The organism is Streptomyces sp. NPDC047028, from assembly GCF_040644095.1.
Classification (GTDB): Bacteria; Actinomycetota; Actinomycetes; order Streptomycetales; family Streptomycetaceae; genus Streptomyces.
Genome location: NZ_JBEYVS010000010.1, coordinates 158,780 through 178,837 on the forward strand (window position 1 = coordinate 158,780; position 20,058 = coordinate 178,837).

The following is a 20,058-nucleotide window of genomic DNA, read 5'->3' on the forward strand; positions in this document are numbered from 1 at the left end:
GCCCGCCCGAGCGCGGTACGTCCGGCCGAGACCGTACGCGTCACCGGCACCGTCACCAAAACCCTGTGGGACACGCCGCCGCGCCGCGGTGCTCAGGCGCGGGAGACGCGGACCAGCCGGTAGTCGGGGCGGTGGTGGGCCCTGTACGGGACGTCGGCCCCCGGCTCCTTGCTGTCCGCGATGTCGAACTCGGTGCCCTCCGGCCCTTCCAACTCCTTGACGGTGACGGTCAGGGGCGAGTGGCCCTCGGCGCCGGTGTTGGCCCTGTTGACCCGGTTGATGCCTTCGCGAAGGCTCTCGGCGAAATTCTGCTGGGGTTCGTTGTCGGTCAGCACATAGGCATGGCTCGCGGCCCCCATCACCTCGTCCAGACAGGAGGCGAGGTCGTGCGGCGGCTCCATCTTGGTCCACGGCCCCGGGTGCGGTACGAAGATGTCGGTGTGCGGCACGTGGCTGCCGAACGCGGTGATGGACCCCTTGTGAACCTCCACCGCACCGGCGGGGACGCCCAGGTTGCTGAGGACGGACCGTGCCATCGGCATCATGTCCGGGTCGTACGAGGACACCTTGCCGCGCCGCTGCGCGAGGTCGCCCAGGAAGCCCGCCTCCTCCTTGCTGACGACGTTGACCCCACCGGTCACCGTGTGCCGTACCCGCGCCAGCGCCTCCTCGACCGTGTAGTTGCCGTCCTCGTCCTCGGCCAGCCTCTTCAGGTGGTTCATCATGTCCTCGGGCAGGCCCAGGTCCTTGAACGCAGGGTGCCGGGGAACCTCGTTCCCGTTCTCGATCATGTCGGAGTAGTCGTTCGTCTCGTGGTCCACCACGAGGATCGCCCGCTGGACCGCCGCCTCCCCGGCCCCGTGGCCGGCGTGCCCCTCGTGCCCGCCGCTGTCCGCGGCGTGCTGCTCCGGCCCGGCGGCGGGGGAGGGGGACGCCGCGGACATCGCGCGGGTCGCGTTCTCCTCGGCCTCCCGCTCGAACCGGTCGCCCGGGTCGCTCATCCGCAGCCCGTCACCGCGGTCCGTGCCGGCGACCGGGCCTTGGCGCTGCTGGATGACGTGGGTGAGTTCGTGGGCGAGGGTGTGCTTGTCACCGCCACCCTCGCCCAGGACGACGTGGGCGCCGGAGGTGTAGGCCCGCGCCCCGATCTCGGCGGCGGAAGCCCTCGCGGCGCTGCCGGTGTGGACGCGCACGTCCGAGAAGTCCGCGCCGAGCCGGGCTTCCATCTCGCTGCGTGTGCCGTCGTCGAGGGGACGGCCACCGGTGCGCAGCACGTCATGGACCGTGGAGCGCTGCACGGGCTGTCCGGTCTCCTGGTGACCGCAGCCGGCGCCGTGCTGGTGCTCCTCGTGGCTCCAGTCGTGTCCGGCCCGGCGGAGCAACTGGACGACGGCCGCGTTGCCGAGTGTGCCCTGCAGCGCGAGGAGGCCGGAGTACGGCGTCCGGCCCGCAGTCTGTGAGGGACGGGCCGGCGCCCGGCCTGTGCGTGCCCCGGCCGGCCTGGCCTGCTCTTCGGCGTACATGCGACCTCTCCCATGGCGGCAGACAACTCCCTCCCATCCCTACCCGGACCACCCGCGGCCGGGCCAGGTACCCGAGGGCACAGCCAGGGGCAACCCGCATGACTCCCCGGCCCGTGGCCCGTACGTCCGCACCGGGTCCGTCCGCCGGCAACGGCGGGGCATGACGGCAAGCGGGGCCACCGGGGGCCAGCGGGAGTCCTTGCGAGGGAGGGCGGGCCGCTGCAGTTCTCGGCACCGCTGCCCACGGTGTGACGGCCGTCGCGGCGGGCCTCGCTCGGGACGGGGGCGCCGCAGACGCCCTGGCCGCGGACCGCTGCCGCGAAAGGAGCCTCGCACATGGCCGTACCCGTCGTGATCGACCACACTGACACCGCCTACAGCCTGCATGCGCCTATTGGCTGGCGCTGGCGTCCGACCTGGCCTAATGGACCAGTTCCCGGCCGCCGAGCCCGGCACAGCCGCAGCCTCGTCGGCCACCGCCGCCTGAGCGGGAAAGTGAACGCCCAGGGCGGGGTGCCTGCGGGCAGATGAGCCGTATGAGCAGGTCGAGTGGGCAGTCAGCCACCATCGCGTCTCTGTGGCAGGAACACCTGCACGCGGCCTTCCCCGCCGGGCTGCGTGGAGCGGAGCCGGGCGGCATCGACATCGTGCTGCTCGACGCGGCCATCGCCGGGTGCGTGTCCACCCGGCAGGACCACGGTGGCTCTCTCGACCCGGAACGGCACCGGATCCTGCGCGACTGCGTAGCAGACCTGGACCAGATCCTGGCCCTGATCACGGGAGCAGAAAAAGTTCGGTATCTCCGGCGCCTGCGGCAACTGGCCGCCCTCGCATCGGGCTCAGACCCCAAAACCGCCGCAGGAAACGACGTCTGAGCCCCCGGCGCGCGACGTTCGGCAGCGTCCGTACCCGCCGACACTCCCAGGCTCGCGCGAGGGACACCCCCGACGCGCGAAGTAGCGCTCCTCGCCCCGAGGCGCCGCGACCGGTCGAGAACGACCCGATCAGCCCTCTGCGTACGCCGGTTGGTGCGATCTGACGCGGAATCTTGACGGTATTGGTTCAGTCCAATAGCGTCCCCCTCGGACAGAACCGCACACGGCTCAACACCGCCGCTCGTCCTCCGGCGAGCCATTCCCCCACCGGGAGGGCCCCTGTGGTTTCCCGACGCACTTTCCGGGCCTCTGCCGGCGCCGCCACCGCCCCTGCCGCCACCGCCCCCTTCAGCCCGCTCTCCCCTCTTGCCGCCACCGCGAGGGCGGCGGCTGCCCGGCTGCCCGTGAGGCTGGCGAACGACTCCGGCCACGACGTGGTCCACGCCTGCATCAGTGCCACCGACATCGTCGGCTGCGCGTCCGGCCCCCTTTACGCGCGGCTCGTACACGACCGCGCCGACATCCGATACGCCTTCCCCTACGACGACGTCGGCCCCACCGGGGCCGCCCCCGTCGACGGACACCTCCAGGACAGCGCCCATACCTCGTGGAGCATCACGCTGGGCGCCGACGGAACCTGACACCACCTGCACCCACGCCGCTGACCGTCAAAGCACACAACTTCCTCGGAAGGGCCGACACATGCAACCCCATGGTGCGAGACCCAGACGCAGTGCGATGAAGAGAGCGCTCTCAGTCCTATCGGTCCTCGCTGTCACGGTGGCGATCACCGCCACCGCCACCACCGCCGATGCGGCCGTCCCCTCGCCGCCCTCCGGTTTCACCCTCACCTGGAGGGACGACTTCAACGGCGCGTCCGGGACCGGCGTCGACCAGAACCTGTGGAAGTACGACACCGGGCCGGGCAGCAACTTCGGCACCGGTGAGATAGAGACCATGACCAACAGCACCTCGAACGTCCGCTACGACGGCCAGGGCCACCTGGTGCTGCAGGCCAACCACTCCGGTTCCGACCCGCGCGCGGGATGGACGTCCGGGCGCGTGGAAACCCAGGCGGCGACGTTCGGCGCCCCGGCCGGCGGAGTCGTCCGCATCGAGTCCGTCCTTCAACAGCCGGACGTCACCACCGCCGACGGCGCCGGCTACTGGCCGGCCTTCTGGATGCTCGGCGCCCCGCTGCGCAGCGGAGTGTCCTGGCCGGCCTCCGGCGAGATCGACGTCATGGAGGACATCAACGGCCGCAACTCCGTCTTCAGCACCCTCCACTGCGGCGTGAACCCGGGCGGCCCGTGTCACGAGTCGACCGGCATCGGCTCTGGTGAACGCGCCTGTCCGGGCTGCCAGACGGGCTTCCACGACTACGCGACGGAGATCGACCGCTCGGTGTCACCGGAACAGATCCGGTTCTACCTCGACGGGAACAACTTCTACACCGTCAACGCCGGCCAGGTGGACGCGACGACCTGGTCCAACGCGGTCGACCACCCGTTCTTCATCATCTACGACCTGGCCATGGGCGGCGGCTTCCCCGACGCCTTCGGCGGCGGCCCGAACGCGGCCACGGTCTCCGGCGGCAAACTCGTCATCGACTCTGTGGCCGTGTACAACAAGGGCCCCGGCTCCGGGGGCGGTGGTGGTTCGGTGACCGGCCGGGCGATCACCGGTCCGGGCGGCAAGTGCGTGGACGTGTCGGGTGACGACACCGGCGGCGACGGCACCGCGGTCCAGCTCTGGGACTGCCAGGCAGGGGCCAAGGACCAGCACTGGACGTGGAACGGCCAGACGCTACGGACTCTCGGCCGGTGCCTGGACATCGCGGGCGGCAACAGCGCCGCGGGCACACCGCTCCAGCTCGCGACCTGCAACAGCGGCGGCTACCAGTCGTGGGTGCGGCAGACCGACGGATCCCTGCGCAATCCGACCTCGAACCGCTGCATCGACTCCCCGTCGGGCGGGACCGCGAACGGCACACGCCTGCAGATCTGGGACTGCAACGGCTCCGGCGCCCAGAAGTTCGCCATCGGCACCCCCATCTACGGCCCTGGCGGCAAGTGCGTGGACGTGTCGGGTGACGACGCCGGCGGCGACGGCACCGCGGTCCAGCTCTGGGACTGCCAGCAGGCCACCTCGCTCGACCAGAAGTGGACGTGGAACGGCCAGACGCTGCGGACTCTCGGCCGGTGCCTGGACATCGCCGGCGGCAACAACGCCGCGGGCACACCGCTCCAGCTCGCCACGTGCAACGGCGGCGGCTACCAGAACTGGGTCGCCAACGCCGACGGATCGATGAGGAACCCGACGACAGGCCGGTGCATCGACTCCCCGTCGGGCGCGACCGCGAACGGCACACGCCTGCAGATCTGGGACTGCAACGGCACCGCCGCACAGAAGTTCGCCCTGGCCTGAGAGGTACGAGGGTCCCGGCCCGAGGCGAGGACGGCACCGGACCGGGGGGCCCGGTGCCGCGAGTCCGCGCGGACTGAGAGCAGTCACATCAAGTGGCCCGGAGGAAGCGGACGACGGCTCCCGTCTCCCTGTCGATACCCTGCTGGATGTGAGGGGGGACGTCCTCGAAGGCGTCCACTCTGACTGGGGCCGGGCCGGAGCCACGGGCCCAGGTGGCGATGGCCAGGCCCTCGGCGATGACGGTGGGCCGGATGGTGCCGCCTCCGGGCCAGACCTGGGATCGACGGTCGGCGGGGACGGAGATCTCGCGGGTGCGGTAGCCGACCAGATAGTTGTCGTAGGCGGGCAGCAAGCGGACGTCCGGGGTGTCGGACGCGTCTTGGGGTGGGGGTTCCTGCGTCCGCCCGGCGAGCGTGGTCAACCCGCCGTACTCGGTCACCGCGCCGGATTCCGCCAGCAGCTTCCAGGCCCTGCGTGCCCAGGAGACCGGCAGTCCGGACCAGGTGGCGAAGTCCTCCACCCCGGCAGGGGCGTGCGCGGCCAGGTAGCGACGGGCCAGCTCGACGAGAGCGGTGTCCTCTTCCCACCGGAAACGCCCCGGGCGGGGCAGCCAGTCGTCGATCAGCACATAGGTGGCCTCACCGGAGCGCCGTGGTCCGTGGCAGAGGATGCCGGTGAGTGCCGCGTGGCGGATGAGGTGGAAGGGCGCCTGCCCGTGCGGCGGGACGCCGAGGGTGGTGAGGTGCTCGGTCAACTCGGCCCGGGTCAGCGGGCCGTGCCCGGCGAGGACGTGCCGGATGACATCGTCGGCACGCTCGCGCAGATCGTCGTCCAGGCCGAGTTGCCCGTAACGGCGGCCGGTTGCGGCAAGGATCCGCGGAGCCAGCAACCTCAGGACCCAGTGGGCCTCGTCGCTGGGGACGGTGTGCAGGGTGCCGCGCATGTACCAGCCGCGGACGATGCTCCGGTCCTCCTCGTACGCCCTGCGGATGGCGCGGGCGGTGACGTCCCGGCCGCGCACCCGGATGCCCAGGTCGGCGGCCGTGGCGTCCTGGGCCTGGATGGCGAAGACCCGCCGGACGACCGCCTCGGCAGAGGCCTCCCGTGCTCCGCCGGCCAGGGCCTGCGCCTCGGCCCGTAGCCGCCGGACCCTCTCGTGGGCTCGCATGGGCACCACCACATCACGGAACCGGCCTTCACGTCCCGGTGTCGAACGTGGGCGGCTTGAGACCCGCGAGGCATCGTGTGCCCGGCGAGGCCGGAGTGTCGAAGAACGACGTCGTGATCGTCTGCGCGCACGGCGACTCGGCGTACGCGACATGGGCGACGTAGGGGACCGTGAGCGCGATGGACCGGCGCAGCGTACGTGCCACGTACGGGCCGTTGCTGGGCGCGGTCTGGGCGTCGAACCCGCCCGACACGACGAGCGTCGGGATGTCGCTGCGCGTCACGTCCCGGACCGAGGGCGGCGCCGCCGGCACGTCCCAGGCCCGGCAGTCCGGGTACAGGAAGGGCAGCTGCGGAGCGTTGGCCAGCAGGGAGCGGGGGAACGACGGGAACGCGCGCCGTCCGGCCCTGATCACGTCGGCCTGGCTCTCGTACGGGGTCCACTCGCCGCAGAAGACGCCGTTGGCCAGGCCGTGGGAGACCCTGCCGATGGCCTGAGGGCTGAGCTTTCCGCCCGCCCACTGTTCGGCGATCCGCTGCGGGCGGCCGTGGGCCAACTCGTCGATGGAGCGGGGCACTCCGGCCGCCACATGGGTGGCCGAGGTCAGCCAGGTCACCAGGGCCGCGCCGTCCAGTACGACCTTCACCGGCTCGGGCCGGTCCGGAAGGGTGACGGTGGTTGTGACCGGCCGGGCGTCCAGCTGGAGGACGAGGCGTTCGAAGGTGGCCTTGAGGTGCGGATAGCGGCTGTCGCAGGCGGGCTGCTCCGCGCATGCCCGGAACAGACCGTCGAAGCCCTCTCGGGCGGCCTTCCAGGTCACGCCCCCACCTGCCAGGGACGGCGGCAGGACGCCGTCGATGCCCACGGACCGGATCCCCTGGGGGTGCAGGCGCATGTAGAGCAGCGCCAGGTCGGTGCCGTACGAGATCCCGAACACGTTCCACTGTCGGATACCCAGCGCCTTGCGTAGGTCGGCGTAGTCCGCGGAGCTCTCGGTGCTGTTGTAGGCGCTGAGGTCGACCCCGCGGCTCGCCAGGCGTTCACGGCAGGCCCGCGTAGCCTCCACGTGCAGAAGCCCCGTCGACGGCGCGTTGTAGACGAGGCCGACGGCACGGGCGTTGAACTCGTCGATGTTCGGACAGATGAGGGCCGGATCGGCCGAGTAGGTGCCCCGCTGGGACATGAAGATCACGTCCCGGTCGCGGTTCAGGCCGCCGGCGAGCGCCAACGGGATCTCCGAGACCGCGTCGTCGCCGGGGCCGCCGGCGAACCAGACGATCGGGTCGGAGGCGGGTCTGCGTGTTGCCGCGGGCACGATCGCGACCCCGAGGGTGATCTTCCGGCCCTTGGGCCGTGCCCGGTTCTCCGGCACGGTGAGCGTGCCGCAGCGGGCGGTCTCCAGAGCGGGAACCGGGTCCGCGGTTCTCGGGCAGGGGCCCGGCACGAAGCGGGCGTGGCCCGCTGTCCGGGCGACCGTGCCGAGGGGCGCGGTGGCTGCGGGACCGGCCGAGGCGGGTGCCACGGCGAGGCCGGCGAGGAGGACGCCGGCCGTCGCACCGGACAGTGCCGCCGGGAGTCGCCGCACGAGGCGCCGGGAGGGTGCTGGACGAAGGGACGACATGCGGTCTCCGGTTCAGGGGGTGATGGTGAACGGCTTCGGCGCGAGTCCCGCCACGCACCCGGTCTCGGGCGCGGCCGGCTGCGCGAGGAAGGAGGCCAGGACGGTTTGCGCACAGGGCGACTGGGGGACCACCCAGTGGCCGATGCCGGGAATCAGCACCGCGGTCGACCGCGACAGGGTACGGGCCGCGTACAGCCCCCAACTCGCCCCGGTCTTCGCGTCGAACGTGCCGGACACGACGAGCGCCGGCACCGTGCTGACCGTGGCCACCCGCTGGACGGCGGTGCGGTCCGGAACGTTCCAGACGCGGCACGCCTCGTACTGGAAGGGGAGTTGGGGTGCCTGGGCCAGGACCGTGTCGGGCCACCCGGGGAAGTTCGAGCGTCCTGCCGCGAGCACGTCCCGCTGCGAAAAGCCGGGCACCCACTCGCTGCAGGCGACCGAGTTCGTCAGGCCGTAGGCGAACTCGCCGATGGCGGGCGTCGCACCGGCGGCACGCGCGCGGGCGAAGCGCTCCGGGTTTCCGTGGGCGAGTTCGTCGAGCGCGGCGGGGACGTCGACGGCCGGCAGGGCGCCACCGTCGGCGACCAGCAGGTTCACCAGCGCGCCCCCGTCGAGGACGACCTTCACCGGGTCCCCTCCGCCGGGAGGCTCGGCCGTCACCGTCAGGGGATGCGCCGCCAGCCGGCGGACCTGCTCCGTCAGAGTGCGGTGCAGGTGGGGGTAGCGGCTGTTGCAGCGCGGCTGGGCCGCGCAGGCGCGGAAGATCGCGTCGATCCCCTCCCTGGCGCTGTCCCAGGTCCACGGCAGGCTCACGACCTGCGGAGGCGCGACCGAGTCGATCGCCACCGACCGGATCCCGGCGGGGTGCCTGCGCAGATAGGTGAGGGCCAGATCGGTGCCGTAGGAGTAGCCGTAGACGTTCCACCGGCCGATGCCGAGCGCCGTGCGCAGGTCGGCGAAGTCAGCCGCGTTCTCGGTGGTGTTGTACGCGCTCAGATCGATGCCGGCGGCCGTCAGACGCTTCCGGCACTGCTCCGTCGCGCGCACGAGGAGCCGTCCGGTCGACGGCGCGTCGTAGCGCAGCCCTACGGCCTTTGCCTGGAACCGGTCGATCTCCGAGCAGGCGAGGTTCGGCTGCGAGTGGAGGGTGCCCCGCTGGGCCATCACGATGAGATCGCGGTCCCGGTTCACCCCTGAGTCGATGAGGAAGGGAATGGCCCCGATCGCGTCGCCCCCGGGACCACCCTCCATGAACACGACCGGGTCCTTGGCCGGCTTCGCGGAGGTGGCCGGAACGATGGACACGGCCAGTCGGATGGTCCGCCCGCCCGGACGGGCGCGGTTCTCCGGCACCTCCAGGAACCCGCACCGGCCGGGGACCGGTTGGGGAGCGACCGGGCACGGACCGGGCACGAACCGCGCCGGAGGCCCTGGCCGGGTACTACGGCCCAGGGGTGACGCGGCCCGGCCGGCGGCCGGGCCGGCCGTGCCCAAGAGGGTCAGACCGGCTGCGGCGAGGGCGGCCCCGCCGCGCACGCCCCGAAGGTACCGCCGCGTGCGCGCACGTCGCGCCCCCGCGTGTCCTGTCCGGCGGCCGCTGCCCCGTGGGAAGGGCAGCCACCATCGATCGACGACCTGTTCCGCCATGTGACTCCGTCTCTCATACGTCCGAGGCCGCCCGTCCGGACCGGCACACGTCGCCTCGCCGGCCGACGCGTGCCTACGGCGGCCACGCGTGGCCAGCCTGTGCGAGCGGGGGGACACCCACCACTCGTGTGCGCCACTCGGGGGCCCGCCCGGAGGGGGCAGCGCGCACACCGGCACGTACGCGGGCCCGCCGCACAACGCGTCGGTGCACCCGAAGCCCGATCCACGTCCCGCCCGGCGACCTCGTCCTGTTCGGAGCCGACGAAGAGCACCGGCACGGCGCCGCACCGAACCGGCTCATGGTCCACCTGGCCATCGGCGAAACGGACGCCGGCCACCCCGTCGTGCACTGGACGGCCCCCGTCGCCGTTTCCGCGCCGGAGCGGGTCAGGTCGCCCGGATGCCGTCCAGGGTCAGGTCGAGGATGTCGAGCAGTTCGGTGGTGAGGCCGCCGGCAGCCGCTGCCTCCTTCTCGTCCTCTTCCGGACTGCCGCACCAGCGGTACAGCGCGCCGAGGTAGAGGTCGCGCAGGGAGTGGCCGATCCGCTCGGCCCCGACCTCGGTCCGCAACTCGCCGCTCTTCAGGCCGGCGGCGGCGATCGTGGCGAACAGCTCGGCCAGGTAGGGGTCCTCCAGCAGCGGCCGGCCGGCCCGCACCCACGCCATCAGCAGCGAGTTGGTCTCCTGACGGTGCCCCTCGTTCATCCGGGCGAGGGCGATCATGCACCGGCGCAGCCGTTCGACCGCCGTGTCCTCACCGTCGCCATCGGCCGCCAGGCCGGCCAGCAGGGCGTCGCGCCGCTTCTCACCCCATGGAGATAGAGGCGGAGGGCGGTACGGCCTCGGTCCTCCAGGCCGATCTCATCCTGCCGGACGCCGCCGCACAGGCCGTTGAGCGGACCGTCGAGGAACTCGGCGGCATCGACGTCCTGGTGAACAACGCCGGCTTCCTCGCCTACGGCCCGCTGGCCGAGGTGACCACCGAGGACCTGGACCGGGCCTTGCCGCGGACAGCCGGTCGGTGTTCCTGGCGGCCCAGGCCGCCGCCCGGCACATGGGCGACGGTGGGAGGATCATCAGCATCGGCTCGTGCTTCAACGGGCGTGTCCCCGGTGCCAACTTCGTCGTCCAGGCCATGGCCAAGACCGCGCTGCTCGGCATGACCAAGGCGCTCGCCCGGGAGCTGGGGCCGCGCGGGATCAACGCGACCACCGTCGACCCCGGCCCGATCGACACCGACATGAACCCGGCCGAAGGCGACGCCGGCGACTTCCAGCGGGACCTGACCGCCCTTGGACGCTTCGGTGAGGCGGAGGACATCGCCGCCGCGGTGGCCTTCCTCGCGGGGCCCGGCGGCCGCTACGTGACCGGCACGAGTCTCGCCGTGGACGGCGGATACACCGCCTGACCCGGAATCCCGGACATCGGGCAGGCGAACAAGTCCGTGCGGGAGGGAGTCGCCACAGGGCGGCCCCCTCCGCCCGGCGCCGGCCGCTGTCCCCTTCGACCCTCTGAGCCTGGACCCATGGTCGTGCGCTGCCGAGCCGACCGTCCATCAGACCCTGGAGAGGGTCTCCGCCCAGTCCGAGCGGGTGATCGGGGGCCTGCTGGCCTCCGCACCCCAGCCCGCACGGCCTTGACCGCCACACCTTCGGGAGGGAGGGGCGGCAGGGGGGCGTCCGATGTCCTGTTGACGACATTGTCGTACTCCTCCCTGCCCGGCGGGCCGAGGCGGTCCTACGGTGCGAGGCACTCGGCGCGGGCACCGGCGTCCGACGGCGACCACCTCGCCGTCGGACGCTCGGCGACGCGCGCCGTCCCCACACCCGGAAGGGACGCCATGACACGCAAGTTGCCCCGTTCCCGCATACGCAGACGCCCGTCCGTGCTGACCGGTCTGACGATGGCCGCCGCCCTGACGGCAGGACTCGGTGTGCTGCCCACGGCGGCCGTGGCCTTCGCCATTCCCGCCCCGCCCTCGTCCGGGACGGCCCCGGCGACGGTGTCCCGGGCCTGCGCCGACACCCAGGCCGGGCATGCGCACTGCTGGGCGATGGGGCGGGACGACGCCCACGGCGGCCAGGGCGTGCTGCCCGCCGCGCCGTCGGGTTACGGGCCGGCCGACATCAAGTCCGCCTACAACCTGCCGGACGGCGGCGACGGCGTGACCGTCGCCATCGTCGACGCCTACGACGATCCCAACGCCGAGAGCGACCTCGCCACCTACCGCAAGCAGTACGGCCTCCCCGCGTGCACCACGGCCAACGGCTGCTTCCGCAAGACGGACCAGCGCGGCGGCACCGACTACCCCCAGGGTGACGCCGGCTGGAGCGAGGAGATCACCCTTGACCTCGACGCCGTGTCGGCCGCCTGCCCCGCCTGTCACATCCTGCTGGTGGAGTCCGACGACAACAACGACCCCAACATGTACGCCGCCGACGACGAGGCGGTGAAGCTGGGCGCCAAGTTCGTCTCCAACTCCTGGAGTTCACCGGAGAGCTCCGGTCAGACCGCGGACGAACAGCACTGGAACGTCCCCGGCGTCCTGTTCGCCTTCGCCACCGGCGACAACGGCTACAACGGCGGCACGCAGTACCCGGCGTCCTCCCGGTACACCCTCGCCGTCGGTGGGACCTCGCTCAACGGGTCGTCGAACAGCAGGGGTTGGAGCGAGTCGGCGTGGAGCGGCGCCGGTTCGGGCTGCTCGGCGTACCAGACGCAGCCGGCGTGGCAGAAGAACGTGGGCACGGGCTGCGGGAAGAAGGCGAACTCGGACGTCTCCGCGGTCGCCGACCCGCAGACCGGACTCGCGATCTACGACACCTACCAGGCTCCCGGCTGGCAGCAGTACGGTGGCACCTCCCTCGCGACCCCCCTGATCACCGCGATGTACGCGCTGGCCGGCACTCCCGGCGCCCAGGACAACCCGGCGTCGTACCCGTACGCGCACACCGCCGCGCTGAACGACGTCACCACCGGCAGCAACGGCAACTGCGGCACACAGACCTGTTCCGCCCGCACCGGATGGGACGGCCCCACGGGCCTCGGCACCCCCGAGGGTGTCAGCGCCTTCACACCCGGCGGCGACACCCCGCCGCCGTCCGGCGTCTCGGTCGGCAACCCCGGCGACCAGCAGGGGAGTGTCGGCAAGGCGGTGTCGCTGAAGAACTCCGCGAGCGGCGGTACGGCGCCGTACACCTGGTCGGCCGACGGCCTGCCGGCCGGCCTGTCGGTCGACGCCTCCTCCGGCACGGTCTCCGGTACCCCCAGCACGGCCGGCACCTACAAGGTGACGCTCACCGCGAAGGACGCGGACGGCAAGACCGGCACCGCCTCCTTCACCTGGACCATCACTTCGGGCGGCAGCGGCGCGGTGACCGTCACCAACCCCGGTGACCAGTGGGGCTTCACCGGCTTCCAGGCCCAGCCGGTCACGGTCCGGGCGAGCGACAGCAACGGTGAACCGCTGACCTTCTCCGCCGCGGGCCTGCCGCCCGGCCTGCACATCTCCACCACCGGCACCATCACCGGCACACCGACCAGGGCCGGCTACTACACGGTGCGGATCACGGCGAAGGACACGGACGGGTCCACCGGGTCCACCACCTTCGGCTGGCGGGTCTACCAGGGCTTCTGACCCCGCCACCGCCACCGCCACCGCGGCCCGGCGCGCCTCCCCGCCGCGAGGCGCGCCCTCCCGCCGCCCGGCACGGACAACCCGTCCGCGCCGGGCGGCACACCCATGCCCAAACACCCTGCTGACCAGTCGATTTGAGGATTCCTTGGCTCATCCTTTGATGACAGCCGGTCGTCTGGCCAGGTCCCGCGACCTAGGGTCCGCCGCATGGGCCACTTGCTCGAACCGGTCGGCCTCGGCGCGACCGACAGCGACGTATACCTGTACCTGTTGTCACACGGCCAGGCGGATCCCGCCGACATCGCGCGCTCGCTGGCCCTGAGCACTCCCACCATCCGCCACTCGCTGCAACGACTCACCGCCGCGGCCCTGTGCAACCGGCTCCTGGGCCGCCCGGCCCGCTACGTCGCCGCGCCCCCCGAGGTCGCCCTGGACGCCCTGGTCCTGCACCAGCACCAGGTACTCGACGAACTGCGCGCGAGGGCCCGTGAGCTGACTGTGCGTCGGGCCCCGGTGGCCGACGGGTCCAGCCCGCTCCTCGAACTGGTGGAGGGTGCCGAGGCGGTCCTGAGAACCCTCGCCCGGCTGGAACTCGGCGCCCGCGAGGAAGTGCTGATCATCGACAGCCCGCCGTACCTCAACGACGGCGCGCTCAACACGAACGAACTCCAGGCCCTGACGCGCGGCGTACGGTACCGGGCCCTCTACCACGCCCCCGTGCTGGCCCTGCCCGACCGCCTCGCCCTGCTGGAGCGGTATCTCTCCGCCGGCGAGCAGGCCCGCAGCCTGCCCGAGGTACGAATGAAGATGCTCATCGCCGACCGCACCGAAGCACTCATCCCGCTCAGCTTCACCGGCGCCGACGCCTCGACCCGCCTGCTGGTACGCTCCTCGCCGCTGCTGGACGCGCTCCTGGTGACCTTCGACGCCCTCTGGGAGAAGGGCGCCCCCCTGGGCGGCGCGCACCCCGCGCCTTCCTCGGCCACGGACACCGGCTCCCGCGACGCCCCGCACCCCAACCAGCCCGGGCAATCCCCCCGTTCCCCGAACTCCCCGCAGCCCCTGCGCCCCCGCGACCGGGACATCCTGCGCCTGCTGGCGTCCGGGGCCAAGGACCGCACCATCGCCCGCGCCCTCGGCATCACGGAACGCACCGTCGTCAGGCGCATCCACGCCCTGATGACCACCCTGAACGCCACGACCCGCTTCCAGGCAGGTGTCCAGGCGGCCCACCGCGGCTGGCTCAGCCCGAGCCCGGACTCCGACCGCTGACCGTTTTGGGCCGTGGCCCTGAGCCGTCGATCGGAAGGAAAGATCACGGTCACGCTCTGACGCGGTGGCGCGCGCGGGCGGTTCAGGTGTGCAGATGGCTGCGTTCCCCGTTGTGGTCCAGGATGCACAGGATCTCGGCGGGGCCACGGTCGCTGCGCAGGGCGTGCGGGGTCATGGTGGAGAACGAGGCGGCCTGCCCGGCTTCCACGCGGATCACGCGTTCGCCGAGGTGGAGGACCACCGTGCCGGACAGCACGGTGAACCAGTCCCGGCCGGGGTGGACCCCGAGGTCCTCGGGGGCGACGCCGCCCGCCTGGTGGGTGATGCGCATCTTGGCGACGGTCAGGCCGTGTGGCCCGCCGTCGTTGCTCAGCAGCCAGGTGGTCACGCCGCGGTGCTCGTCGCGGTCCGGGCGGATGACGACGTCGGAGTCGTCGGGGGACTCGACGAGTTCGTCGAGGGACTTGCCCAGCGCGCGGGAGATCGCGGTGAGCTGGTCGAGACTGATGCGACGGTGCCCGGTCTCGATGCGGCTGAGCTGGGAGGGGCTGATGCCCGCCCGCCCCGCGAGGCTGTCCAGAGACCAGCCCCGCGCCTTGCGCAAAGACCTGATCCGGACCCTGACGATGCTGTCCAACGTCGATTCTTGCTCCACCGGCAAGAGTATATGACGCGAGGACAAGGCCCGCTTTACCGTCGAGCCATGCACACACACCACAGCGCTCACGGTCACCCCGGACACGAGCGGGCGAGCGACGCCGACCTCGCCATGGCCCGGCTGCTGGAACTCGACGCCGAGGTCCTGGAACCCTTCCTCACACAGCTCACCGGCTCGCTCGCCGCCCTGGCAGACCCCGCTCCGATACGGATCCTGGACCTGGGCAGCGGCCCCGGCACCGGCACCTTCGCCCTCGCCCGCCGCTTCACCTCGGCGGCGATCACAGCGGTGGACATCTCCCCGCAGATGCTGCACCGCCTGAACAAGCAGGCGGCCGCACTCGGCCTCGCCGAGCGGATCACGACCCGGGAGGCGAACCTCGACGAGCCGTGGAACGACCTCGGGGAAGACGGCCCGTACGACCTGATCTGGGCCGCGGCCTTCCTGCACCACGTCGCCGACCCCGGCCACGCCCTCGCCCAGGCGTTCGCGCACCTGCGCCCGGGCGGGCTCCTCGCCGTCACCGAGATGGACTTCTTCCCCCGCTTCCTGCCCGAGGACACCGGCATCGGCCGGCCCGGCCTGGAGGCGCGCCTGCACGCCGCCACGAACACCCGGCCGCCCCACGCCTGGACCGGCCGGCTCCAGGACGCCGGATTCGCCGTCGAGGAGCCGCGCCCCGTCGAGATCCGCCTGGACCACGCCGAGGCCGGGCCGGCCCTGAACACCTACGCCCAGATCTGCCTGGCCAAGCTGCGCTCACACGTCACCGACGTCCTCGACACCGAGGACCTGGCCGCCTGGGACTCGCTTCTCGACCACACGCAGCCGCTGAGCATCGCGCACCGCGACGACGTGAGCGTGCGCACCACCCGCACCACCTGGATCGCCCGGCGCCCCTGAACCCCCCGCAGTCAGTCACGCGGGGCCGCGCAGGGCGAGTTCGGCGAGCGTGGTCCCTGGCAGCAGGATCCGGTCGTGTCCCGCGGCGATCGGGTCCGTCCGTTCTGGGGTTGGATCAGGATGCCTCCGTGACCCGGTTGAAGAGCCGTCCGGCGAGGTCGACGCCCGTGATCGCGCCGCCGGCGTCGCGGGAGAAGTAACCCCGCTGCCCCGCGAGGCCACCTTCCGTGACGATGTACTCGTCGCCGTCGCCGTCGCCGTCGCCGTCGCCGGGAAGGAAGCCGATCCCTGCGGCCGGGTAGTCCGGGGGCATTTCCTCCTCCGATGCCTCGCGGATCTCGGGCTTGATGCCGACCGCCAGGGTGAGGCGGGTGCCGTCGGTGGCGATGTCGAGGTTCATGGCGTCGATCTCGTAGCGGCCGACGACCTGCCGGGCCCGTCCCTCGTCGTAGGGGACCGGCTCCGCCGTCTTCTCGATGACGCCGAGGTAGTGCTCGAGTGCCCAGCGCACGACGGACTGGTTGAAGGGGTAACCGTCCGGGCCGGCGTTGGCCAGGGAGACCACCGCGAAGTCGCGCTCCGGCACGATGAGCAACTCGGCGAACTGGCCGTTGCCCGAACCGCCGTGGCCGATCCCGTGCAGGCCGTCCAGGTCGTGCAGGAACCAGCAGATACCGAAGCCGTCGCCGAGCGTGCTGGCGCGCAGCCCGACTGTCTGCTCCCGCATGCGGTGTAGCTCCGCGGCGGGCAACACGCCTTCACCGTCGCCGAGTTGGAACCGCGCCCACCGCAGCAGATCGCTGACCGAGGAGGCGAGGCCACCGCCGGGGTTGTCCCCGCGAGCGCCCTCCTTGAACGCCGCCCAGGGCCGGGCGGGGCGCAGCTCACCGTCGTCGCCGCGGTTGTGGCCCACGGCGAACTTGCGGACCATCACCTCGGACAGGCCGTACACGGTGTCCGCAAGGCCCACCGGCTCCAGGACGAGTGAGGCCATGGCCTGCTCGAAGGGCAGGCCCGTGACCTTCTCGACGATCCGCCCGGCCAGGTTGTAACCGGCCTGGCTGTACGAGGCACGGGCCCCGGGCGGCGCGATCAGCGGCAGTTGGTTCAGCTTCGCCACGAGCCCGGCCAGGGAGCGGTCGCCCTCGCCGTCGTCGATCAGGTTCCAGTCCAGACCCGAGGTGTGGTTGAGCAGGTTCAGCACGGTGATCCGCGCCGCGGCCTGCTCGTCGGCGAGCCTCAGCTCGGGCACGTAGCTGCGCACCGGCGCGTCCAGGTCCACCTTTCCCTCGGCGACCAGGCGCATCAGCGCGGTCGCCGTGAAGGACTTGGACACCGAGGCCAGAGGGAACAGGGTCTTCTCGTCGACCGGCAGCGGGTTGCTGAGGCTCGTCACGCCGTGCGAGGCGTAGATCTCCTGCCCGTCCAGGAGCACCCCGACGGCGACCCCCGGAACGCCGAGTTCCGTGGCCTGCGCCGTGACGAACTCCGACAGCTTCTCCTGCGGCATGGCTTCCCCCTCAAGTCGCTTGAACTAAGTACAAGCACAGCCTAGATACGACTTGAACAAAGTGCAAGAGTCGCCCAAGAACTTAGTTCAAGTAAGGTGCTGGTCATGCCCAGAGACACCCTGACCGCGGACCGGATCGTCCGCGCGGCCATCGAACTGCTCGACGACGAGGGACTGGACGGCCTCAACATGCGGAGCCTTGCGAAACGGCTCGGCACGGCCGCCACGGCCGTCTACTGGCACATCAAGACCAAGGACGACCTGGTCCGGCTCGCCGGCGACGCGATCTGGCACGAGGTCGAACCACTGGATCTCGGCACCACCGACTGGCGCACGGCCGCCACCACTCATGCCACCCGCATGCACGCGATGCTCACCCGGCACCCCTGGCTCGTCCAGGCGTTCGGCAGCCACCTCCTGCACGGACCAGGCCAGGCTCGGTACAACGACCTCACCCTGGCCATCTACGAACAGGCGGGCTTCACCACCGACGGCGCGGACCAGGCGGCCGCCGCGGTGTTCACCTTCGTGCTCGGCAGCGCGCTCGGCCCCGCCGCCCAGGTCTCGCTGAACCGCCGCCTGAGCAAGAACGGCGCAGACGCCGAGCAACTGATGGCCGACGCCATGACACGCGCCACCGAGACCGCCATGCACTTCCCGCATCTGCGCGAACGCCTCGACACCACGGCAGCCAAGGAGTACGCCGCAGCGCCCGACAGCACCTTCGAGTTCGGCCTCCAGTCCCTCCTCGACGGCTTCGAGACCCGCCTCGCCGCCGCCGGTCGAGCCGGCCGGCGGAAGTGACCCACGCCCGCCATGAGAACAAAGGACGCGTCGCGCTTCTCCCAGGTGATCGGCGGGACCGGCCCTCATCGACCGACATGTGCCGTGTCCCGGTCATGAACGTGCTGCTGGGTGAGGAAGAGGGCGGCACGGTCGAGTGCGTCGTCCGCCGGGCCATCCGGTGACGCGCGGCGCCAAGGGAGTCGGGGGGGGGCGACCGCCGATCACCTGCGCTCCTGGTCGATCTCGGCGACGACGACCGTGACCTTGGCCCTGAGGCGCCAGTTCCGGCGAACGCCCTTTTCGCGTGGGTGGCTCGACGGGCACTTCCAGGGTCGACTGCACGGTCGGGAGCCGAGCCGTTGCGGTCCGGCGGTACTCCGGTTTCGGTCCTGGCTCACGCGGATGATCGTCTTGCCGTGGATCCGCTTGTCCCGGTGTGAACGCGGGTGACCGCTTCGCTGAGCGGCCGCACGTCACCGATGACCGGCTTGAGGCGTCCCTCGCGCACGCGTCGGGCGAGGTCGATCAGGCGGACGCGGACCGGTTCGACGACGGAATAGGCAGCGCGTCCGTCCCCAGGGCGGACGGTCGGGGGCTCGGCGATGGTGACCGGCGTGCCGCCGTCCCTTCGATACGTCCGGCGGATCCCCGCCCAGTCCTCCGCGTCCGTGATCCGGCTTCCCGATGAAGGGGTTCATCGGAGCGTACGGAAACGGCGCGTGGCTCTTGGCCTCGCTCACGGACCGCGCTCCGGTACGTCACCCCAAGCTGGTACGGAGGCAGCGACTGAAGGTGTTCGCGTGACGGAGCGCAAGGAGCTTGCGCAGTCCCCGCCGGAGAGCGGCGGGGAGCAGGAGGCCGCGATGGTGGCCGATGTGGGGCGGCTGGTGCGGTGCGAGTCCCCTTCGCAGGACACGACGGCGGTGGCTCGCAGCGCCGAGGCCGTGCCCCGGATGGGCGCCGAGTATCTCGGGGAGGAGCCCGAGCGGATCGTCATCGACGGCTGCACGCATCTGCGGTGGCGTTTCGGTGGCGTCCCCCACGTACTGCTGCTCGGCCACCACGACACCGTGCGGCCACTCGGTTCCCTCGGGCGGAATCCGTTGCGTGCCGAGGGCGGAGTGCTGCGTGGTCCCGGGTGCTTCGACATGAAGGCCGGGCTGGTGATGGCGTTCCACGCGCTCGCGGCGCTGACGACCGACGGCGGCGTGAAGCGGCTGGACGGACTGACGCTGCTGGCCACCGGTGACGAAGAGCCCGGTTCGCTCACCTCGCGCGGGCTCATCGAGCGGGAGGCGAGCGGCTGCGCCGCGGTACTGGTGTTGGAGGGGGCCGGGCCCGGCGGCGCCCTGAAGACCGAGCGCAAGGGAGTCTCGCGCTATCTGGTTCGAGTGCGCGGCCGGGCCGCCCACTCGGGACTGGAACCCGAGCGCGGGGTGAACGCCACCGGTGGAGTCCGCGCACCAGATCCTGGCCGTCGGCCGGCTGGGCGACCCCGGGCGCGGCACCACTGTCACCGCGACCCGGCTGGAGGCGGGTACCACCGCCAACACCGTTCACGCCGAGGCCCGTTTGGACGTGGACGTGCGGGTGCGCGACGCCGACGAGCAGTGTCGTGTGGACGAGGCGATGCGCGGGCTGACGGCTTGCCTGGAAGGGCCGCGGTCGAAGTGGAGGGAGGGCCCAACCGTCCGCCGCTGACCGCCGCACTCTCCCGCGCGCTGTTCACGCGGGCCCGGCGGCTGGCATCGGATCTGGGCCTCGGCCCGTTGACAGAGGTGGCCGTCGGCGGCGCCTCGGACGGCAACTTCACCGCCGGGGCGGGGATCCCCACGCTCGACGGGCTGGGTGTACGACGGGGGTCTGCTGCCCTATGTGGGGCAGGCCGTCGACGGCCACGAGGCGGCCCGCGCCGGGGCTGGTCAGGCACCGGACCGTCGCGTAGCTCCGGGACTGTGCCGTGACCTTGGACGGGTGGCCGAGCGCGATGTCCCACAGGGCCCCCGCCAGCAGTCGATGCCCAGGGCA

At 71.9% G+C, this 20,058-nt stretch carries 15 protein-coding genes and 3 pseudogenes; 10 read left to right on the plus strand and 8 right to left on the minus strand.

Annotation, left to right across the window (positions count from 1 at the left end):
- Positions 1-92: 92 nt before the first annotated feature.
- Positions 93-1,523, minus strand: a complete 1,431-nt coding sequence (locus tag ABZ854_RS12185; RefSeq protein ID WP_361208232.1) for a DUF4157 domain-containing protein — start codon at positions 1,521-1,523, stop codon at positions 93-95.
- 536 nt (positions 1,524-2,059) lie between these two features.
- Here ABZ854_RS12185 and ABZ854_RS12190 point away from each other — a divergent pair.
- From ABZ854_RS12190 to ABZ854_RS12200, 3 genes and pseudogenes are all read left to right on the plus strand, one after another.
- Positions 2,060-2,398, plus strand: coding sequence for a hypothetical protein (locus ABZ854_RS12190; protein ID WP_361208234.1), 339 nt, complete (start codon positions 2,060-2,062; stop codon positions 2,396-2,398).
- Between the two features lie 491 nt (positions 2,399-2,889).
- Positions 2,890-3,024 (plus strand): annotated as a pseudogene (locus tag ABZ854_RS12195) (beta-1,3-glucanase family protein); the annotation flags it as partial.
- 154 nt (positions 3,025-3,178) lie between these two features.
- Complete coding sequence (locus ABZ854_RS12200; protein ID WP_361208237.1) at positions 3,179-4,825, plus strand: ricin-type beta-trefoil lectin domain protein; 1,647 nt, start codon at positions 3,179-3,181, stop codon at positions 4,823-4,825.
- Positions 4,826-4,913: 88 nt separating this feature from the next.
- Here the strand turns inward: ABZ854_RS12200 and ABZ854_RS12205 are convergent, their stop codons facing one another.
- The 4 genes from ABZ854_RS12205 to ABZ854_RS12220 form a co-directional block, all read right to left on the minus strand.
- Positions 4,914-5,993, minus strand: coding sequence for a winged helix DNA-binding domain-containing protein (locus ABZ854_RS12205; protein ID WP_361208240.1), 1,080 nt, complete (start codon positions 5,991-5,993; stop codon positions 4,914-4,916).
- Positions 5,994-6,021: 28 nt separating this feature from the next.
- Positions 6,022-7,614 (minus strand): alpha/beta fold hydrolase, encoded by a 1,593-nt coding sequence (locus ABZ854_RS12210; protein ID WP_361208243.1) that lies wholly within the window; start codon positions 7,612-7,614, stop codon positions 6,022-6,024.
- A gap of 12 nt (positions 7,615-7,626) precedes the next feature.
- On the minus strand, positions 7,627-8,922 hold the full coding sequence (locus tag ABZ854_RS12215) for an alpha/beta fold hydrolase (protein ID WP_361208246.1): 1,296 nt from the start codon (positions 8,920-8,922) through the stop codon (positions 7,627-7,629).
- Positions 8,923-9,651: 729 nt separating this feature from the next.
- Positions 9,652-9,987 (minus strand): hypothetical protein, encoded by a 336-nt coding sequence (locus ABZ854_RS12220; protein ID WP_361208249.1) that lies wholly within the window; start codon positions 9,985-9,987, stop codon positions 9,652-9,654.
- A gap of 89 nt (positions 9,988-10,076) precedes the next feature.
- Here ABZ854_RS12220 and ABZ854_RS12225 point away from each other — a divergent pair.
- The 4 genes and pseudogenes from ABZ854_RS12225 to ABZ854_RS12240 all read left to right on the plus strand — a co-directional run.
- A pseudogene (locus tag ABZ854_RS12225) lies at positions 10,077-10,208 on the plus strand (SDR family NAD(P)-dependent oxidoreductase); the annotation flags it as partial.
- Positions 10,209-10,285: 77 nt separating this feature from the next.
- The gene (locus ABZ854_RS12230; RefSeq protein ID WP_361208252.1) at positions 10,286-10,672 is read left to right on the plus strand and encodes an SDR family oxidoreductase; all 387 of its coding nucleotides are present in this window, start codon (positions 10,286-10,288) and stop codon (positions 10,670-10,672) included.
- Positions 10,673-11,104: 432 nt separating this feature from the next.
- On the plus strand, positions 11,105-12,901 hold the full coding sequence (locus ABZ854_RS12235) for a putative Ig domain-containing protein (protein WP_361208255.1): 1,797 nt from the start codon (positions 11,105-11,107) through the stop codon (positions 12,899-12,901).
- A 207-nt stretch (positions 12,902-13,108) separates the two neighbouring features.
- A complete protein-coding gene (locus tag ABZ854_RS12240) occupies positions 13,109-14,173 on the plus strand; it encodes a helix-turn-helix domain-containing protein (RefSeq protein WP_361208258.1) in 1,065 nt (354 codons plus the stop codon).
- Positions 14,174-14,255: 82 nt separating this feature from the next.
- Here the strand turns inward: ABZ854_RS12240 and ABZ854_RS12245 are convergent, their stop codons facing one another.
- Positions 14,256-14,828: an XRE family transcriptional regulator gene (locus ABZ854_RS12245; protein ID WP_361208261.1), complete on the minus strand. Its 573-nt coding sequence runs from the start codon at positions 14,826-14,828 to the stop codon at positions 14,256-14,258.
- Positions 14,829-14,876: 48 nt separating this feature from the next.
- Between ABZ854_RS12245 and ABZ854_RS12250 the strand changes: the two genes are divergently transcribed.
- Positions 14,877-15,734, plus strand: coding sequence for a class I SAM-dependent methyltransferase (locus ABZ854_RS12250; protein WP_361208264.1), 858 nt, complete (start codon positions 14,877-14,879; stop codon positions 15,732-15,734).
- A 115-nt stretch (positions 15,735-15,849) separates the two neighbouring features.
- Here ABZ854_RS12250 and ABZ854_RS12255 read toward each other — a convergent pair whose 3' ends face one another.
- Positions 15,850-17,244 (minus strand): serine hydrolase domain-containing protein, encoded by a 1,395-nt coding sequence (locus tag ABZ854_RS12255; RefSeq protein ID WP_361208267.1) that lies wholly within the window; start codon positions 17,242-17,244, stop codon positions 15,850-15,852.
- 105 nt (positions 17,245-17,349) lie between these two features.
- Between ABZ854_RS12255 and ABZ854_RS12260 the strand changes: the two genes are divergently transcribed.
- Positions 17,350-18,048 (plus strand): TetR/AcrR family transcriptional regulator C-terminal domain-containing protein, encoded by a 699-nt coding sequence (locus ABZ854_RS12260; protein WP_361208269.1) that lies wholly within the window; start codon positions 17,350-17,352, stop codon positions 18,046-18,048.
- 368 nt (positions 18,049-18,416) lie between these two features.
- Here the strand turns inward: ABZ854_RS12260 and ABZ854_RS12265 are convergent.
- Positions 18,417-18,658 (minus strand): annotated as a pseudogene (locus ABZ854_RS12265) (NADP-dependent oxidoreductase); the annotation flags it as partial.
- 325 nt (positions 18,659-18,983) lie between these two features.
- Here ABZ854_RS12265 and ABZ854_RS12270 point away from each other — a divergent pair.
- Positions 18,984-19,994, plus strand: coding sequence for a M20/M25/M40 family metallo-hydrolase (locus ABZ854_RS12270; protein ID WP_361208325.1), 1,011 nt, complete (start codon positions 18,984-18,986; stop codon positions 19,992-19,994).
- Positions 19,995-20,058: the final 64 nt, after the last annotated feature.

What these genes read in the sequence shown, in the direction of transcription:
- ABZ854_RS12185 (WP_361208232.1), bottom strand. Translation starts at nt 1,523, where the DNA reads ATGTACGCCGAAGAGCAGGCCAGGCCGGCCGGGGCACGCACAGGCCGG.
- ABZ854_RS12190 (WP_361208234.1), top strand. Translation starts at nt 2,060, where the DNA reads ATGAGCAGGTCGAGTGGGCAGTCAGCCACCATCGCGTCTCTGTGGCAG.
- ABZ854_RS12205 (WP_361208240.1), bottom strand. Translation starts at nt 5,993, where the DNA reads ATGCGAGCCCACGAGAGGGTCCGGCGGCTACGGGCCGAGGCGCAGGCC.
- ABZ854_RS12210 (WP_361208243.1), bottom strand. Translation starts at nt 7,614, where the DNA reads ATGTCGTCCCTTCGTCCAGCACCCTCCCGGCGCCTCGTGCGGCGACTC.
- ABZ854_RS12220 (WP_361208249.1), bottom strand. Translation starts at nt 9,987, where the DNA reads ATGATCGCCCTCGCCCGGATGAACGAGGGGCACCGTCAGGAGACCAAC.
- ABZ854_RS12235 (WP_361208255.1), top strand. Translation starts at nt 11,105, where the DNA reads ATGACACGCAAGTTGCCCCGTTCCCGCATACGCAGACGCCCGTCCGTG.
- ABZ854_RS12240 (WP_361208258.1), top strand. Translation starts at nt 13,109, where the DNA reads ATGGGCCACTTGCTCGAACCGGTCGGCCTCGGCGCGACCGACAGCGAC.
- ABZ854_RS12250 (WP_361208264.1), top strand. Translation starts at nt 14,877, where the DNA reads ATGCACACACACCACAGCGCTCACGGTCACCCCGGACACGAGCGGGCG.
- ABZ854_RS12255 (WP_361208267.1), bottom strand. Translation starts at nt 17,244, where the DNA reads ATGCCGCAGGAGAAGCTGTCGGAGTTCGTCACGGCGCAGGCCACGGAA.
- ABZ854_RS12260 (WP_361208269.1), top strand. Translation starts at nt 17,350, where the DNA reads ATGCCCAGAGACACCCTGACCGCGGACCGGATCGTCCGCGCGGCCATC.
- ABZ854_RS12270 (WP_361208325.1), top strand. Translation starts at nt 18,984, where the DNA reads ATGGGCGCCGAGTATCTCGGGGAGGAGCCCGAGCGGATCGTCATCGAC.